Here is a 16,864-nt window from a genome sequence, read left to right as displayed (position 1 = left end):
ATGACAGAGATCCAGTCTAATGCTGTTCTAGAATCGGTAAAAGCTGAGCTAGCTCAAGCGCCGGAACAAGTGGTAGAGGAAATTGTTCGGCAGGCTGAGGCAACAGATCAGCTTGAGAAGTCGCTTAAAGATGTCTACTTCGTCAGCGGGTTAGGCACCGATGAGCGGGTGTTTCGCCTGTTGCAATGTGAGGGCTATCGACCAGTGCATATTCATTGGGTGCCGCCAGAGCGAGGCGAGACGATGCCAGACTATGCCCAGCGGTTGACTGCCCAAATTCACTGTGATCGCCCGATTATTGTGGGGTTGTCTTTTGGCGGCATGATGGCGATTGAAATTGCTAAGCAAATTGAAACCGAGAAAGTAATCTTGATTTCTAGCATTAAAACCTGCTGTGAAGTTCCGTTCTACTTCAGGATGTTTCGCTGGTTCCCAATTCATCGTGTGTTTCCCTTTAAAAGTTTGCTCTGGGCGGAATATTGGCTTGCCTACTGGTTTTTCAGCTTGAAGACTATAGAAGAACGACAAATGCTCAAAGCAATCTTGCGAGATATTGATCCTCATTTTTTGAAGTGGTCGTTCCATAAAGTGGTGACCTGGAAAAATAATGTGATTCCTGAAAATCTCCAGCATATTCATGGTGCGGGCGATCGCATTTTTCTCATGCGCTTCATCAAGCCGGATTACATCCTGACCACAGGTGGACATTTGATGGTGATGAATCAAGCCGCCGAAATCTCCGATTTGCTAGAAAAACTATTGATCGAGGAGAATGTTTGCACCCTGCCTTTGGGTCATTAAGGGCGTAGCATTGGGTATCAAAATTGTGAGTGGGTTCCAGAAAATTTCCCCCATGCCGCGCCCCTACGGTCATCTGCCTTAATGGTATTGAGGAACCTCGATCCAGGTTCCAGATTGATTCGATTGGTGGGCGAGATCCATTAACAGTTGAGAATAAACCCCTTCTTGCAAGGATGGCGCTAGGGATTTTCCCTGATCGATGCCTTGAACCCAGCGATCGATGATGCGAACAAAGGGCGCAATCCGTCCATCGTCCCAAGTGTGCGGAAAGGCGAGGCGATCGGGAATTTCTAGGGTTGTGAGCGGTTCCCCGGCTTGGCTGCCCATGAGGTTGAAGCCATGGACATAATCTTTTTGGTTGGCGCTGCCCAAAATCAACGTACCGCGATCGCCGTATACTTCCAGCCAATGCCCCCGCCCTTGATAGGTAGCGGCGCTGAGGGTGATTTGGCAAGGGGTGCCGTCTGCTAACTCCAGCATAATCTGGCAAACATCATCGGCATCGACTGGTTTCAGCGCACCGCTGAGGGGATCGGGTCGCTGGGTGACTGCCACGCTTAATCGAGCATTCAGCCGCCGCACGGAGCCAAACAGCCAAGCAATGTAATCAAAAGTATGGGAACCGATCGCCCCCAAAGCACCGCCACCTAACTCTTTCTGGGCGTACCAATTCCAAGGACGCGAAGCATCGGCTCGACCAGAAACCAACCAATCTACTTTGATCAGCCGTGGTTTTCCGACATAGCCTTCGGTCAATAATTCTTGCAACCGCAGCCACGCCGGAATACAGCGAAACTCAAAATTCATGGTGGTAACGAGTTCTTGGGCGATCGCTAGATCGTGCAGTTCTTCCGCCTCCGCCACATTCAACGTCATCGGTTTTTCCAGCAGCAAATGTTTTCCGGCATTCAAAACCGTTTTTGCCATCTCATAATGCAGAAACGGCGGGGTCGAAATGCTGACTGACTGCACCTCTGGCAACGCCGCGATCGCCTCAACACTGTTGCAAGCACGGGGAATATTGTGGGCATGGGCGATCGCTTCAGCCTTTGCCAAGTCTCGATGATAGACCGCCACAATCCGAGTTCGGTGATGAGCCTGGAACCCAGGAATATGGACTTTTTGACCAAAGCCAGTGCCGACAATCGCAACGCCAATTTTAGACATAAAAGAAAAGGGAAAAAAGAAAATTGACTATTTGATTCCCGATAATGTGCCCCAACAGAGGTTCCACTCCGCAAAACCTATTTTCCCATCATTTGCGCTGCGGTTGTTGGGGGAAGTGCCGCATATATCCTGACGATTCGTAAAAAGGAGCGATCGCGCCTTCTAAAAACTGACCGCTCCTGATCAAAATCTTCAACTCAGTCGTTAGCCCCCTAACGGATGCTAGCGACTTCATCTAGAGTATCTACTCGACGAGGATGCTCAAAGAAGTTGTAGTACAAAAAGCCAGCGGCGATCGCGCCCAAAATTGGAGCCAACCAGAAGAGCCACACCTGTGCCAGAGGAGTGCCACCCACAAACAAAGCAGGCGCTAGACTCCGAGCAGGATTCACAGAAGTATTCGTCACTGGAATGCTGATTAGGTGAATCAGAGTTAACGCTAAGCCGATGGCAGAACCCGCAAACCCAACAGGAGCGCGGTGATCGGTTGCCCCTAGAATGACGATTAAGAAAATGAAAGTCAAAACAAACTCAGTGACAAAGCAGGCAAGCAAACTGAAGCCACCGGGAGAAAAAGCCTCATATCCATTCGTGGCGAAAACACCTGCCGCCGTTGAATCAATCGCAAATCCTGGCTTACCACTCGCAATCACATAGAGAACGCCAGCGCCCAAAATTCCGCCCAGTACTTGAGCCACGATGTAGGGCAACAATTCGGAGCCAGGAAAGCGCTTGCCAGCCCACAGCCCAAACGACACGGCTGGATTAAAATGACCGCCGGAGACATGACCCAACGCATAAGCCCCCGTGAAAACGGTTAAACCAAAGGCAAGCGAAACGCCTAATAGCCCAATTCCTAAAGGAAAGGGAATTTGATCCGTCAGTTTTCCACCCGTAAACGCGGCTGCAAGCACAGCACTACCGCAGCCGCCCAAGACTAACCAGAAGGTTCCAATAAATTCTGCAAGAAGTTTTTTTGTTAGAGGCATATCGGCTCATCCTTCCAAATAAAATCAAATTGCTAAATGCGGCATTTGGTAATCTATGCTACCAAGCTTTTTTTTAGCTCTTGAATAGTATCAATAGAATGTAAATTATTAAATGTTTCTAGTGGGCTTACCTTTTTCTAAGGTGCAGACGATTGGGGTCACTGGCAATCTTGGCTATTGGGTATATCGCATGGCGATCGCGTAACTCAGTATTTATTCGTGTTGAGAAAAGCAAAGAAATTCTGGCGATTGCCGTATTATTGGCAATGAAACACGGCATAAATAACGACAAAAATCCTCAAACCTTGCTTTTTAGCGCAAACTAGAGCGATTCACGGCTTTTGTAGGCTGTTTGACGTTAGAAATTTTCAAAGGGGCACCATGATTCAATGTTCTTTGGGTACTGGGTACTCGATCGCCAGTGGTGCGATGAGGAGTTTTAATCTACTGCTTGGGCAAACGCCTACCGTGGTGACTCCCACTACATCGGCTCCTGATGCTTTCGACAACATCACAAGAGATTTACCAGGATTGCTCTTCAATTTGGTAGGAGCGATCGCCATCTTCCTAATTGGTTGGGCGATTGCGGCATTTTTGGCATCCCTAGTTCGCAAGCTGCTCAACAGCACAAACTTAGATAATCGGATTACGAACCTGACGGGTAGTCCAGAAAACGAAACTAGCATTGAGGGGATTGCCTCAACGGTTGTGTTTTGGATCGTGATGATCCTCGCGGTGGTCGCAGCGTTGAACGTACTCAACCTCAATACCGTTTCGCAACCCCTGAATAATTTTCTCAACCAAATTTTTGCTTACCTGCCTCGGATTGGTGGGGCGGCAATTATTGCAGCGATCGCGTGGTTGGTGGCAACCATTACTCGACTAGTGGCAATTCGGATTGCTCACTCTTTTTCATTGGATGACAAGTTAAACCAAGCGACCGATCGTCCCACTGCGCGATCGGGGCAGATGCGACTCAGCGAAACCTTAGGAGACATTCTCTACTGGTTTATTCTGCTGTTTTTCTTGCCTGCGTTCTTTGACGTATTAGACCTTCAAGGACCCTTGCAGCCGGTGCAGCGTCTGCTCAACCAATTTTTGGCAGCGATCCCGCAAATCCTCACCGCGATTTTCATTCTGGTAGCGGGCTACGTGGTGGGGCAATTTGTCCAGAAGTTGGTCACTAATCTTCTGACTAGCATTGGGTTTAACAATATTTTGGTCTGGTTAGGGTTGCCGTCCCAAGGTGTTGTCATTCCCCCACCGCCCCCGATCGATCGCCCTTACAACAACGATCCCTTGCTCATTGAACCCGATGCAGGCAGAGGGATTTCGACCCGTACTCCTTCTGAAATTGCCGGAATCGTGACGCTGATTGGCATTTTGCTGATTGCAGCAGTGGCGGCGATCGACGTTTTAAATATTCCTGCTTTGACCGTTTTGGTCAGTGGGCTGTTGGTGATTTTCGGGCAAATTTTGGTGGGTCTAGCAATTTTTGCAGTGGGGTTATATTTTGCCAACCTTGCCTACAATTTAATTGCTAGCTCTGGCACCCCTCAATCTAAGATATTGGGGCAAACGGCAAGAATTTCGATTTTGGTGCTGGTGTCAGCCTTGGCACTGCGGCAAGTAGGGATTGCGCCCGATATTATTAATCTAGCGTTTGGCTTGCTGCTCGGCGCAATTTCGGTGGCGATCGCGATCGCCTTTGGTTTAGGCGGACGGGATGTTGCCTCTGAGCAACTGCGGGAATGGCTTACCAAGTTTAAGCGCCAGTAGAAATCCTAAATCTTAAACAAAAGGCACCTGCTAGCAGGTGCCTTTTGTTTGCAAGGTGCCTAACGCTGCATGGTGTCAGTTAAACGATCGATCGCCGCTGTCAGACGCTCCTGAGATTCCAGCATCGGGTCAGGGGGAGTGTCTGCGTCTTGCTTTCGCATAAACTTTTCGAGTGCGCGAATGATCAAAAAGACGACAAAAGCAATGATTACGAAATTGACGATCGCGATCGCTAAATCGCCCAACCCAAAGGGGAGATCCTTCAGTTGATTGACATTTGCCGCTTCTAGGACTGGTTTCAACGCAACAGACATGAGCCAAGTGACAAACGCATCTACAATTTTGCCAAAGGCACCCCCGACGATTACGGCAACTGCCAACTCAATCACATTGCCGCGCAAAATAAACTCTTGAAAGTCTCTCAGGAAACCCGTTGCACTCGTTCTTGCTCGTCTTGTCATAATCATTAACTCCTTGCACACTGCAAACAAACTTGCGTAATCACATTTATTCTTCAAAAAAGCTGTACACTTTGCTGAAAATTTTATTTCCTACTGAAAGCCCGCGACCTACGTAAACTGTAAATATAAGAGCAACTGAACGATTCTGATCAATCTGCAAGCACGAAACTTGAATAGAGACATTATTACCACTCGCCCAACCGTAGTAGGTGCGATCATCGGCTTGAGGTTTAGCTTCAGATACTAAGCTGACTGCTTGCTTGGCAATTTTCATACAACCTTCGTAGCTCTTGTTCAAAAGTTTTCCCTGCGACCTATAGCCATAAGTGGCATCTTGAGAATAGGATGCGGGAACCGTTACCAAAAAAGCCATACTTATCAACAGAAGCAGATTCTTTAGCATTGTCTTGGCAATCAGAAGTATTGAGAAAATCTTAAGCTAGAGGTCACTTTAATTGCTAGCGATGAAAGCATTTTGATACAGACAAAATGTCCGTGAATCTTTTTACTTCAATCCCTTTTTTGCCTTCTTTCTCTAAAAATCGCTGTAAATCTTGGGAACAGGCGAAAATGATAGATATGTCCTGGATGTCTGTGTATGACCTGTTGCTTAAATCCTGAATGCCAGCAGCCGCAAAATGCTACTGATGTTGAATTTTGTCTGAGTTGTGGTGCCAAGCTAATTCCCATATTGCGAGGTCGCTATCGGGTTATGCGTCCGATTGGGCAAGGAGGCTTTGGCAGAACTTATTTGGCGCTGGATAGCGATCGCCTCAACGCTCAGTGCGTCATCAAACAATTTTCGCCCCAAGTGAAAGGCACAAAGTCGCTGGATAAAGCCGTGCAACTCTTTCAGCAGGAAGCAGAGCGGCTCAACGAACTGGGCGAGCATCCCCAAATTCCAAACCTGCTTGCCTATTTTGAGCATGAGCAGCGGCTTTATCTGGTACAGCAGTTCGTTGAAGGACAAACCTTGCTGCAAGAAACCATACAATATGGACATTTTGGCGAACGGCGAATTCGGGAGGTGTTGGTGGGCTTACTGCCATTGCTCAAGTTTGTGCATGATCATCACGTCATCCACCGCGACATTACGCCGTCTAACATCATTCGGCGGGCAAGCGACAACAAACTGGTGCTGATTGATTTTGGCGTGGCAAAACTGCTGTCGGCAGAAGCCACCGGGCAACCAGGAACACGGATTGGAACCGAGGGCTATGCGCCGATGGAACAATTGCGCGGCGGAAAAGCCTATCCCGCTAGTGATATTTATAGCTTGGCGGCAACCTGCATTTTTTTGATGACTCATGTTAAACCCGATGATTTGTATGACCCGATGGAGGGACGTTGGCTGTGGCGCGATCGCCTGTATCAGCAAGGCGGCAGCATCAGTAATGCGATCGCTCAAATTCTCGACAAAATGCTGAAAGATTTAGTTAGCGAACGCTATCCATCTGCTGATGCGGTCATGCGAGATTTGCGATCGGCATTGTCCCGTCCAGCAGCAGGCTCAGCGCCCACTTCCGCTAGTGCGTCTGTCTCCCAAACACGCCAGCCAGCCTCTTCGCCGCCGCCTTCTCAGCCTCGCAGCACCCCGCCTTCTCCAGCCTCCAGTCCTGGCGCGCGCTCTGGGCAATCTCGCAGTCAATCTGGCGGTGCTGCCATCTCCAAACCCAGCGTATCGGCAGGGCGCATGTCAACTCCCCCCTCTAGCGGTCAAGGAAATCGCTGTTTATATACCTTGACTGGGCATTCTCGCTGGGTGATGGCAGTGTGCATCAGTCCAGATAGTCAATCGGTCATCAGCGGTGGATTAGATGATGCGATTCGGGTCTGGAATTTGGAAACGGGCAGTTTGATGCAAACCTTGAAAGCACATACTAAAGCCGTCAACTGTTTATCCATCAGTCCCGATAGCCGCATGTTGGCGAGTGGCAGCGATGATCATACGATTAAGCTGTGGAACTTGACCAATGGCAGTTTGCTTCACACCTTAACGGGACACTCTGATGATGTGAAGTCAGTGGCGTTTTATGGCGTGGGTCACCTGCTTGCCAGTGGTGGCGAAGACCGGACAGCCCGGATTTGGCAACTGGCAACGGGGGAAGCCCTCCGAGTTTTTTCTAATACGGCAGGGATGATTCGAGCGGTGGCGGTGAGTCCCGATAGCCAACTGTTGGCTAGCGGTGGATTGGATAACCAAATCAAGCTATGGAGCCTCAAAACAGGGAATCTAATCCAAACGCTACCCAGAAACCACTTTGGGGCGGTGAATGCGATCGCGATCGCCCCCAACAGCAAAACTCTCATTAGCGGCAGTAAAGATAAAACTATCAAAATTTGGAACCTCGCCACAGGTGAAGTGATTCGCACCCTCAGCGGACACACCGATTCAGTCAACGCGATCGCCCTCAGCACCGATGGCAAAACCTTAGTCAGCGGCAGCAGCGACACTACTATCCGACTATGGAACGTGGAAACAGGCGACTTGAAGGCAACCCTCGGCGACCACATTAGTGGCGTGAATGCCGTGAGCATCAGTCCTAATGGCTATCGGATCGCCAGTGGCAGTTCAGACAATACTGTAAAAGTGTGGCAGGTGAGATAGGTGAGACACACGGAGCCAGAACGATCGCCAGAACTACCAAAGTTCAAAAATTCCGCTCTGTTTCAACAGGCATTGACGCATACATCCTATGCGAATGAAAATTCAGGATTAGAAGATAATGAGCGGCTGGAGTTTTTGGGGGATGCGGTGCTGAACTTTTTGAGTGGGGAGTTTTTGTTTCAGCGCTATCGTGAAAAGCCAGAAGGAGCGCTAACCCCGATGCGATCGCTGCTGGTAGACGAGGTGCAGTTGGCAAAATTTGCCAGGGAGTTAAATTTGGGCGGACGGATTCGGCTAGGGAAAGGTGCAGATCGAGACGGAGGACGCACTAATCCTAATTTGCTCAGCAGCACTTTTGAGGCGGTGGTGGGCGCTTATTTCCTAGACTGCGATTCTGATGTGGAACCCGTGCGGCAGTTTGTGCAGCCTTTTTTTGAGTCGGTGTGCGATCGCCTAGAGACGAATGCCTCAACTGTCAATTTCAAAAGCCGACTTCAAGAGTGGGCGCAGGTCCGTAAGGGCGAAAATCCCCAGTACATCACTATTTCAGCATTGGGACCGGATCATGCTAAGGAATTTGAGGTGGAAGTTCACATTAGCAGCAACGTCTACGGGCGAGGAATAGGGCACAAAAAGCAAGAGGCAGAAAAAAATGCTGCAAAAGAGGCATTAAAGAAATTAGGGATTTTGTGAATCGGGGAAGCAAGAAAAAAGTAAGGTCTTTTCTTGCTTTCCCAATTCTCGATTTCTTGCTCGATCGCCAGAACGCCAAAGCTTCTGCCTGCCCTTAACTTGCGCCCTGAATGGTCAAGACAGAGCAAGGTGCGTGATGCAAGACATAATTACTGACGCTGCCGAGAAATAATTCTTTCAACCCAGAGTGTCCACGGCGACCTAGCATAATCAGGTCGGCATTCCAGGTTTCAGCGAGTTTGCAAATCATATTTCCTGCATCGCCTGGGGCTTGAGTAAATTCAGCTTTCACCCCAGCATTGGCTGCCTGAGCCGTTAAGGCTTTAATGAAATCAAAGTTGTCTCGCTCATAAGACTCCCATTGCTGGGCATAGGTTTTAATAGCGTCTTCTCTTAATGCACCTTCATAAATACTGCCAATGCTGGGATAGATGGGCGCAGGATAGCCGTCATCGCTAGGAGATAAAACATGCAATAGCATCAGTTCGCCATCTGTGAGCCTTGCCAAGGCGATCGCCTCTTCCAAAATATGATCGTTGTCTTTAACGGGTGTAATTGCAACGATGATGCGTTTAAACATAAGAATTCTCTTGATAAAAACCTAAATTTTATTGCTGATAATCTAAACAATAAATGCTGAAGACTAACAACACATTAAGTTCTCTAAACTGGCAGAGTCTAACCAAGCCAGCGGTAATCTCGCAGGCTGATTTTGCCTTGCGGTGTAAATTGAATGCCTTCTGCTTCTAACAGCGATCGCTGTAAATAATCCGATCCAAAGCGCTCTGGCGATTCTGAAATCTCACCTTTTGCGTTGATCACTCGATGCCAGGGAATATCAGAATCTGGTGCAACCCGAAACAGAGCATAGCCAACTAGCCGCGCTCTTCCGGGCATATTGGCTAAATCTGCGACCTGTCCATAGGTTGCCACTTGCCCAGCAGGAATTTGCCGGACGATCGCATAAATTGTTTCGTAAGCTGCCATTCATTTCTCTACAGCGATCGCAAAACTTCGCGTACCGCCTGACCAACGGCTTGAAAACGGCTTTCGGGTAGGGCAGTCAGTTGCGGCGGAAACACATAATAGACATCGCCCTCATCACTCACATCAAAGTTGGCATCAAACTCTTTTGCCCAACTATCTAAATGGCGACGGGCAAGTAGGGGTTCTAAACGAGCCGCCGCCGCAAAATCTAGCACGGTCATTCGTCCTTGGCTGAGGCGTAACACCTGGAAGAAGCGATCGCGAATGGCGTAATGCTCTGCCTTAAAACCGCTGTAGAGCAGCAAACCGCCGATTGCCATTGGAGCCAAGCCAAAAAACACGAGCAAGGTCAATAGGACAGTCAGCAAAATGCCGCTTGGATGAGCGATCGCCACCCCTAGCAAAATTCCGACAGAAACCGTACCGCCGCTCACTAAGCTCAATCCACCCAGCAGTTTGCCAACCTTGCCCCACATCTGACTCAACACTGCTACTCTCCTAGGCGATTAAGCTTATCTTCTTCAAGGTAGCGCGTCCTAGTTATTGTCGTGGCATCAAAGAGACAGTTTTTTCACTTTTCCTAAATCACCATGTCATCTGGAATGCTGGCACCTTTTAACACCACCACAATGCCGCTGCGGATGAAAAAACCAAGATTTTCTCGCTCAGCTTCCTGCACATTGTCTTTGTTGACAATTCGCACATTGCTTCCAATTCGAGCATTTTTATCAATAATGGCACGCCGAATAATCGTGTCCTTGCCAATTCCTAAAGGCACATCTGCCGCAGAGTAGATCATTGTACCGGATTGACGCTCTGCCAACGGTTGATAGTAGTCAGCACCCATAATCATGGTGTCTTCAATCAAACAACCGGATTCAATCCGAGTGCGTACCCCCACCACCGAATGATTGATCGAGCATTCTTTTAAAATGCAGCCTTCGGCAATCAATGATTCTTTGATGTGGCAATCCAGCAGCTTCGTCGGCGGCAGGTAGCGAGGGCGAGTATAGATTGGCGCTTTTTCATCGTAGAAACTGAAGGGCGGCAGGGGCTGCTGAGTCAGCGCCATGTTTGCGTCATAAAATGATTCAATCGTTCCAATGTCTTCCCAATATCCGTTAAATAAGTACGCCTGAACGTTATGCTTCGCCGCCGCATCAGGAATCACTTCTTTCCCAAAATCGGTTCGCTCTAGGGATTCTTTAAGGACTTTAATTAAGATTTCTTTTTTGAAAACATAAATTCCCATTGAGGCGATGTAGGGATTTTGCTTCGCATCTTCGGGATTCAGTCCTAAGGCACTCGTATCGACCCGCATTTCAGTCAACGCATCGCCTTTAGGCTTTTCGCTAAAATCGATTACGCGCCCAGCGCTATCAACTTTCATCAACCCAAAGTCAGACGCACGACGTTCATCCATGGGCACGACTGAAATGGTGATATCGGCGTTGGTTTCCTGATGGCGCTGCACAAACTTGCTGTAGTCCATCCGGTATAAATGGTCGCCGGATAGAATTAAGAACTCATCAACATTACACTCTTCAAAAAGAGAAAGATATTGCCGCACCGCATCGGCTGTTCCTTGAAACCAATTGGCGTTTTCAGGGGTTTGTTGCGCTGCTAGGACTTCAACAAACCCGTCATTAAAGCCAGAAAATGTATAAGAGCGAGATAAATGACGATTGAGAGATGCGGAGTTGAACTGGGTTAGAACGTAAATCTTATAAATTTCGGAGTTAATGCAGTTGCTTACCGGAATATCGATCAGTCGATATTTGCCGGCTAGTGGCACGGCTGGTTTTGCCCGCATTTTAGTGAGTGGATAGAGACGGGTTCCTGCGCCGCCACCCAAAATAATTGCCAGTACTCGCTTCACCAAATAACCTCCCTCTGCCTCTGCCGTTCTCTCACCACTAGTGTGATGCGGTATGGCTTCCTTGGCAAGGGCTAGATAATACAAGAATCAACTGAAAAGTTTTTATGGCTAGATCACGCGATCGCCCTCACAATTGGGCATTTCAAGCTGAAATACTCTATCTAAACGTGCGTTAGAACTCGCTAAATGAGAGACGCGCACTTACTTTCTGGCTTTAAGTCCTTACAGACCAGCAAATTGTTAACATAAGTTCATAGTTGTTCTGTAATCATGTTCTGTAATCACTCTTTGCCCTATGGTTCTGCTTAACCCCAATCAACGCACGAAACTGGATGACACCGACGACACCGAGTTTTATGACTCCCCCCGATTCGTCACCCATGTGGATGATGGCTTTATTCAACAACTGACTGATTTATATCGCGATCGCCTCAAGCCCAACACGCGAGTTTTTGACATGATGAGCAGTTGGGTGTCTCACTTGCCAGACATGGAATTTGCCCATGTGGAAGGGCATGGACTCAATGGTGAGGAGTTAGCGCGCAACCAGCGGCTCAATCACTATTTTGTCCAGAATTTGAATCAAGATCCGAAGTTGCCCTTAGAAGATCAATCTTTTGATGCGGTTTTGAACACAGTGTCAGTGCAGTATGTTCAATATCCTGAAGCCATTTTTTCTGAAATTCATCGAGTTTTGAAACCGGGTGGCATCGCAATTATTAGCTTCTCGAACCGGATGTTCTACCAAAAGGCGATCGCAGCATGGCGAGAGGGTTCTGAGGCAAGCCGAGTGGCGCTGGTGAAGCGCTATTTTGAAGCAGTGCCAGGATTTAGCAAGCCAGAAGTGATTGCGCGGCAATCGCAAGCTCCGGCGATGTTGCAGTGGCTAGGAATGTCGGGTGGTGATCCTTTTTATGCGATCGTGGCTTACCGTGATGATTAAACTTAGAGCTTTGCTTTCAACTGAGCAATCTTAAGAGAATCAAGCGGAATTGCGAGAATGCTGTTAGGTCTGGAATGATGATTGGGATACTTTGTCAATATATTAAGCAAGTTAGAATTTTTCAATTGATTGCCCAGTGCTGGTAGGAGGTCTCCTGCAATGCCGAATAATCCGCTATTTCATCCGATTAATCAGCAAGTGAGGTCGGTCAGTGGGCGAGACCAGATTCAGATGGCGCTGGCGATCGCCGATTTGAATTTGCTCAAAGCTCTGTTGACTCAATGCCTCCCTGCAATCATTCAACCGGAGCGGCTCGGCATGATTGTCAGCGAGGTTGGAGTTCCCATGGGCGATCGCGTGGCGGCAGACGGGATTTTACACTTTGAAGCGATTCATTGTCGGCTGGCACAGACGCAGCTCCAGTTAGACCATAGCACCAGCGCTTGGACAAGTGACAGCAAGGAAGTAGCAAGGCTGACTCAGCACGAATCTGATATGCAGACGATCGCTCAGCGTTTGCCCTTGGCTCCGGCGATCTCGCTGCTGGCAAACGTTGGCTTTTCACCGCCCCACATTCAAGAAATCCTACGCTTGCCCCATTATGCTTGGCATAAATCGTGGTGGGTTGCCTTGGATGCAGAGGAGCGTTTCACCATCCCTTTTTTGCGCTGCCTTCGCACCTTGCATTACCCAGATGGCACGCTGACCCTACAATATAAAGATTTTTTTGAAAGTGAAAAGCCCACCTGTTTCACCAGCCTTTCTCAACAGGTGCTGGTAGCGATTCGGGATGAAGAACAAGGGTTTGGAGAAACGCTGCAACAATTGAACCAACAGCGCTCAGCGTTGGGTAGCAAACAGGCGATTCTGATTTGCAATACAATTTCTGATCTAGAAGCCCAAGCGTTTATTCATCAAGGTGTCAGCCTATATCCAGCGATGGATTTGGTGTTGCCCATGCAGGCAGACTGTTTAGACTGTGGGCGGCGAGAATGTTTGATGAATGGTCGTGAAGATTCTTTGGTGGCTTCGTGCTATGGCTTTTTGGTGGATAGCGAATTTGTTTAAAGTGGTTTTCTCATGAATGTTGTGGTTATTGGCGGAGGCGCGGCAGGCTTTTTTGGCGCGATCACCTGTGCCCAAGCCCATCCTCACACGCAGGTTACCTTGCTGGAAGCTGCTCGTCAGCCCTTATCCAAAGTGCGAGTGTCGGGTGGAGGGCGCTGCAATGTTACCCATGCCTGCTTTGATCCGGCATTACTGGTGCAAAACTATCCTCGTGGCGGCAAAGCGCTGCGGGGAGCTTTTAGTCGATTTCAGGCAAAAGACACGGTGGAGTGGTTTCAACAGCAAGACGTGGAACTCAAAACCGAAGCCGATGGACGGATGTTTCCAACCACGGACGATTCTGGCACGATTGTAGACTGCTTGATGTGGGCGGCAAAGAAGGCGGGTGTAGTCATTCACACGGGTGCGCAAGTGCAGCAGGTGAGCCGTCATAAAAACGGATTTGAGATTCAGCTAAAGTCAGAAGAACTGATATACAGCGATCGCCTTCTGCTGGCAACCGGAAGCAGCCCACAAGGCTACGCGATCGCCCAATCATTGGGACACGCGATCGAGCCACCTGTTCCGTCCCTGTTTACATTTAATGTCAAAGACTCGCGGTTCGATGATTTGGCGGGAGTATCGGTATCCTCTGCTCAACTTCAGCTTCAACTAGACGATAAAACCTCACTCAAGCAAACGGGAGCGCTGTTAATCACCCATTGGGGTTTGAGCGGTCCTGCTGTGCTAAAACTGTCTGCTTGGGGAGCAAGAGCGCTACACGAGCAGCAATATCACGCCACCCTGCGGATTAATTTACTGCCTCAAATGAACCCAGAGGTCATCCGCGAACAAATGATGGCAGTGCGATCTCAACTTGCCCGCCGACTCGTTGCCACCAGTTGCCCAGTGCCTATTCCACGTCGTCTATGGGAACGATTAATCGCTACTGTTGGCATTGATCAAGATGAAACTCGCTGGGCAGATGTATCAAACAAAACCCTAAATCAACTGATCCAAGAACTGACCCAAGGACAGTACACCATCAGCGGTAAAGGCATATTCAAAGAAGAATTTGTCACCTGTGGTGGCATTAAGCTGAATCAAGTAGATTTCAAAACCATGGAAAGTCGCCAATGTCCCGGACTTTACCTTGCAGGCGAAATCTTAGATATTGACGGCGTGACGGGGGGCTTCAACTTCCAAAGTGCTTGGACAACGGGCTGGTTAGCAGGTCAAGCAATAGGGGAATGAGTTCTACACGATTTGATTAGCAGTAGTTCAAGCTTGGACTATGTTGAGGGGGCTACTGATACCAGTGTGAGTCTTGAGTTCTAAAATACAGAGGGATTACCGTTTTTAGAAAGCTATCTGTCACGTTTCAATTTCAAATTGGGATTAGACGCAACGTGTATGTTAACGCGATGGTATTCCCTTCATCCACTCGGATTCGCACGATAGCAAGCAAGGCTACCATTTTTCTGTGTTTCTGTCGCGGCGGCTATGTCAAGATCTAGGTCGTTTCCATTCAACCGCCGCGCATATATATGTGTGAGTGAACCAATGCCTGCTTCGCTGATGTTAACGTCATGCAGGCAAGAAATACGGTCAACCAAAGACTGGGGGGCATGTCCCAGCTTTTTAGGTCTGAGTCGTCTCGATTCAACAGCCGTCTGGACCGCAAAAAGTGTGAGCGTACAGTACCTCAGCGTCGCAGATATAGGCAATGCCCGCATAATCGATGAAAAACTTCACTGCGATCTGATCCGCAATATTCTCAGCCATATCTCGATTTTCGGTGAGCACCTCAAACTTTACATTCGCCTGGGTGTCAGAAACGTTGGGTTGTCCCGACGATCGCACATTGCGGCTGCCTTTACCGCCAGTGTCCACCACTGTATAACCGGTCGCCCCGGCTTCCTCGATGATTTTGGCGATCTTTTTCAACAGAATCTTTTCCGTGACGATAACGAGCTTTTTAGCTGGCTTAGCCATAGTGGCTACCTCCTCATGTAACAAATGTATGTCAGTTTACTTAGCCTGTTAGCAATCCTTTGATCGGGCAGACTGCAACCCGTTTGAAATTAGCCGCCGAGCGTCTGGGCAATTCCGAGGAAGAGCGGTATTGCTATGCCGATCGCAATTGGCGTACCGATGGCTGTGGAGGCACCAATGTAGGCAGAGGGATTAGCCGATGGGATACCGGCTCGTAACGTGGGTGGACCTGAGATGTCTGAACTGGACGCAGCGATGACCGCCAGAATCACCACCCCGCCTAGGCTGAATCCTGTAGCGTAGTGGGCAATCATGCCAAAACCGAAGGCGATGAATCCATGTACTATCGGTGCCACGACACTATACACAACGTACCACTGGGCAACCTTGCGTAGTTCGTTAACCCTTGACCAGGCCTCCATACCCATGACCAGCATCAAGATCGAGAGCAATCCGCGGAAAAGGGGATCGAAGAAGCTTTCATAGACACTTTCCGGTCGGGCGATCAGTCCAAGCGCAACGCCCAGCAACATTGCCGATAGAGCCGGCCCTTGGAGGCTTTCCTTCACGATCGGCCAGATCTTAACCCGACTATCCGCAGGACTCTGCTGCTTGCCGAGAGACTCGCCTGCTGCACCACGCTTCTTGTTGTTGAGATAAATGTTTGCCACTACAATCGCAGTTACGAGTGCTGGAATATCCATGAAGGGATAGAGCGCGCCAGCCCATGCCTCGTATGGCATCTTTTGTTCTTCTAGAAGCGTCAGGGCGGCAGCCATCGTAGAGCCACTCACAGCACCAAACAACCCCCCGGTCGCGATCGCATCCACAGTTCTGACCTTCGGCAGTTTGGCTAGTGTATAGCGCGCGATGAATACAATGAGAATGCCTGATATTACAGAAAACGCTGCGGGTAAAATCATCTCCGTCAGATTGGAATTGCGGATCGCCATACCACCGGTTAGACCGATTTTGGTAAGCAGCATAAAGACGATGATCTGACAAATCGCCTCTGGAATCACCAATTGGCTGCCGAGAGCGGCAATCACCATCCCGCCAATCAAAAAGCTGAGTGTTGGGGACTGCAATTGCTTAACGAAGTCCATCATGAAATTGGACAAGAAATCCACTAAAACCTCCTTCTGCCTCTGACGAGGAGTTAATTATTGTGATAGATGAGCATTTTTAAAGATCAAAGGTGAAGTACTTCACCTCCAGAGCAACATGTGTTGCATGGAAACCCAGCAACAGGGTGTACAACGCTAGCCACTCTGCGAGTAGAGCGAGAAAGCATAGTTGTCCTACACCACCTTGCATAGAATTTTGTCTATGAGTATCTGAATCTTTATGCGCTTAAGCTTATCCTAAAATATACAGTTTTTTGCGCTCCTTGATATGATTTGAGGCGCAACATAAAATTTAAGCAATAAGTTTCTCTTCTGTTATTTCGGGAAACTCTCATAAGCTAATCGTCATTTAAGTTGCAATCCTAAAAAACTAATACCAATTCTCTAT

At 48.6% G+C, this 16,864-nt stretch carries 18 protein-coding genes; 8 read left to right on the top strand and 10 right to left on the bottom strand.

The annotated features are described in order from the left end of the window. Window positions 1-801, top strand: coding sequence for an alpha/beta fold hydrolase (locus AC1S5B_RS01160; protein ID WP_482033890.1), 801 nt, complete (start codon window positions 1-3; stop codon window positions 799-801). Between the two features lie 78 nt (window positions 802-879). Here the strand turns inward: AC1S5B_RS01160 and AC1S5B_RS01155 are convergent, their stop codons facing one another. Continuing rightward, complete coding sequence (locus AC1S5B_RS01155; protein ID WP_482033889.1) at window positions 880-1,968, bottom strand: Gfo/Idh/MocA family protein; 1,089 nt, start codon at window positions 1,966-1,968, stop codon at window positions 880-882. Window positions 1,969-2,180: 212 nt separating this feature from the next. Next, complete coding sequence (gene aqpZ / locus AC1S5B_RS01150; RefSeq protein ID WP_482033888.1) at window positions 2,181-2,957, bottom strand: aquaporin Z; 777 nt, start codon at window positions 2,955-2,957, stop codon at window positions 2,181-2,183. Between the two features lie 170 nt (window positions 2,958-3,127). Here aqpZ and AC1S5B_RS01145 point away from each other — a divergent pair, with 170 nt between their 5' ends. Beyond that, complete coding sequence (locus AC1S5B_RS01145) at window positions 3,128-3,283, top strand: hypothetical protein (RefSeq protein WP_482033887.1); 156 nt, start codon at window positions 3,128-3,130, stop codon at window positions 3,281-3,283. Window positions 3,284-3,338: 55 nt separating this feature from the next. Further along, on the top strand, window positions 3,339-4,736 hold the full coding sequence (locus AC1S5B_RS01140; protein WP_482033886.1) for a mechanosensitive ion channel: 1,398 nt from the start codon (window positions 3,339-3,341) through the stop codon (window positions 4,734-4,736). Window positions 4,737-4,795: 59 nt separating this feature from the next. Here the strand turns inward: AC1S5B_RS01140 and mscL are convergent, their stop codons facing one another. Continuing rightward, window positions 4,796-5,197: a large conductance mechanosensitive channel protein MscL gene (gene mscL, locus AC1S5B_RS01135; protein WP_482033885.1), complete on the bottom strand. Its 402-nt coding sequence runs from the start codon at window positions 5,195-5,197 to the stop codon at window positions 4,796-4,798. Window positions 5,198-5,243: 46 nt separating this feature from the next. Then, window positions 5,244-5,570, bottom strand: a complete 327-nt coding sequence (locus AC1S5B_RS01130; RefSeq protein ID WP_482033884.1) for a hypothetical protein — start codon at window positions 5,568-5,570, stop codon at window positions 5,244-5,246. A 225-nt stretch (window positions 5,571-5,795) separates the two neighbouring features. On the opposite strand from AC1S5B_RS01130, the gene AC1S5B_RS01125 reads away from it, so the two are divergent. After that, window positions 5,796-7,805, top strand: coding sequence for a protein kinase domain-containing protein (locus AC1S5B_RS01125; RefSeq protein WP_482033883.1), 2,010 nt, complete (start codon window positions 5,796-5,798; stop codon window positions 7,803-7,805). Beyond that, a complete protein-coding gene (gene rnc / locus AC1S5B_RS01120; RefSeq protein WP_482033882.1) occupies window positions 7,806-8,498 on the top strand; it encodes a ribonuclease III in 693 nt (230 codons plus the stop codon). Window positions 8,499-8,592: 94 nt separating this feature from the next. Here the strand turns inward: rnc and AC1S5B_RS01115 are convergent, their stop codons facing one another. From AC1S5B_RS01115 to AC1S5B_RS01100, 4 genes are all read right to left on the bottom strand, one after another. Then, window positions 8,593-9,078, bottom strand: a complete 486-nt coding sequence (locus AC1S5B_RS01115) for a universal stress protein (protein WP_482033881.1) — start codon at window positions 9,076-9,078, stop codon at window positions 8,593-8,595. 98 nt (window positions 9,079-9,176) lie between these two features. Further along, entirely contained in the window at window positions 9,177-9,485 is a 309-nt protein-coding gene (locus tag AC1S5B_RS01110) for an MGMT family protein (protein ID WP_482033880.1), read from the bottom strand. An 8-nt stretch (window positions 9,486-9,493) separates the two neighbouring features. Continuing rightward, window positions 9,494-9,973 (bottom strand): hypothetical protein, encoded by a 480-nt coding sequence (locus AC1S5B_RS01105; protein WP_482033879.1) that lies wholly within the window; start codon window positions 9,971-9,973, stop codon window positions 9,494-9,496. A gap of 92 nt (window positions 9,974-10,065) precedes the next feature. Next, a complete protein-coding gene (locus tag AC1S5B_RS01100) occupies window positions 10,066-11,364 on the bottom strand; it encodes a glucose-1-phosphate adenylyltransferase (RefSeq protein WP_482033878.1) in 1,299 nt (432 codons plus the stop codon). Between the two features lie 295 nt (window positions 11,365-11,659). Here AC1S5B_RS01100 and AC1S5B_RS01095 point away from each other — a divergent pair, with 295 nt between their 5' ends. The 3 genes from AC1S5B_RS01095 (at window position 11,660) to AC1S5B_RS01085 (ending at window position 14,608) form a co-directional block, all read left to right on the top strand. Then, window positions 11,660-12,307 carry a class I SAM-dependent methyltransferase gene (locus tag AC1S5B_RS01095; protein WP_482033877.1) on the top strand — a complete coding sequence of 216 codons (648 nt, stop codon included), beginning with the start codon at window positions 11,660-11,662 and terminating at the stop codon, window positions 12,305-12,307. A 159-nt stretch (window positions 12,308-12,466) separates the two neighbouring features. Beyond that, entirely contained in the window at window positions 12,467-13,375 is a 909-nt protein-coding gene (locus tag AC1S5B_RS01090; RefSeq protein WP_482033876.1) for a hypothetical protein, read from the top strand. Between the two features lie 12 nt (window positions 13,376-13,387). Next, window positions 13,388-14,608, top strand: coding sequence for a BaiN/RdsA family NAD(P)/FAD-dependent oxidoreductase (locus AC1S5B_RS01085; RefSeq protein ID WP_482033875.1), 1,221 nt, complete (start codon window positions 13,388-13,390; stop codon window positions 14,606-14,608). Window positions 14,609-15,016: 408 nt separating this feature from the next. On the opposite strand, the gene AC1S5B_RS01080 is transcribed toward AC1S5B_RS01085, so the two are convergent. Together AC1S5B_RS01080 and AC1S5B_RS01075 are read right to left on the bottom strand one after the other, a co-directional pair. Beyond that, complete coding sequence (locus tag AC1S5B_RS01080; RefSeq protein ID WP_482033874.1) at window positions 15,017-15,349, bottom strand: P-II family nitrogen regulator; 333 nt, start codon at window positions 15,347-15,349, stop codon at window positions 15,017-15,019. 89 nt (window positions 15,350-15,438) lie between these two features. Then, window positions 15,439-16,455: a sodium-dependent bicarbonate transport family permease gene (locus AC1S5B_RS01075; RefSeq protein ID WP_482036589.1), complete on the bottom strand. Its 1,017-nt coding sequence runs from the start codon at window positions 16,453-16,455 to the stop codon at window positions 15,439-15,441. Window positions 16,456-16,864: the final 409 nt, after the last annotated feature.

The sequence above is a fragment of the Leptolyngbya sp. CALU 1928 genome, from assembly GCF_056784215.1.
This window is presented reverse-complemented; position numbering and strand designations above follow the sequence as displayed.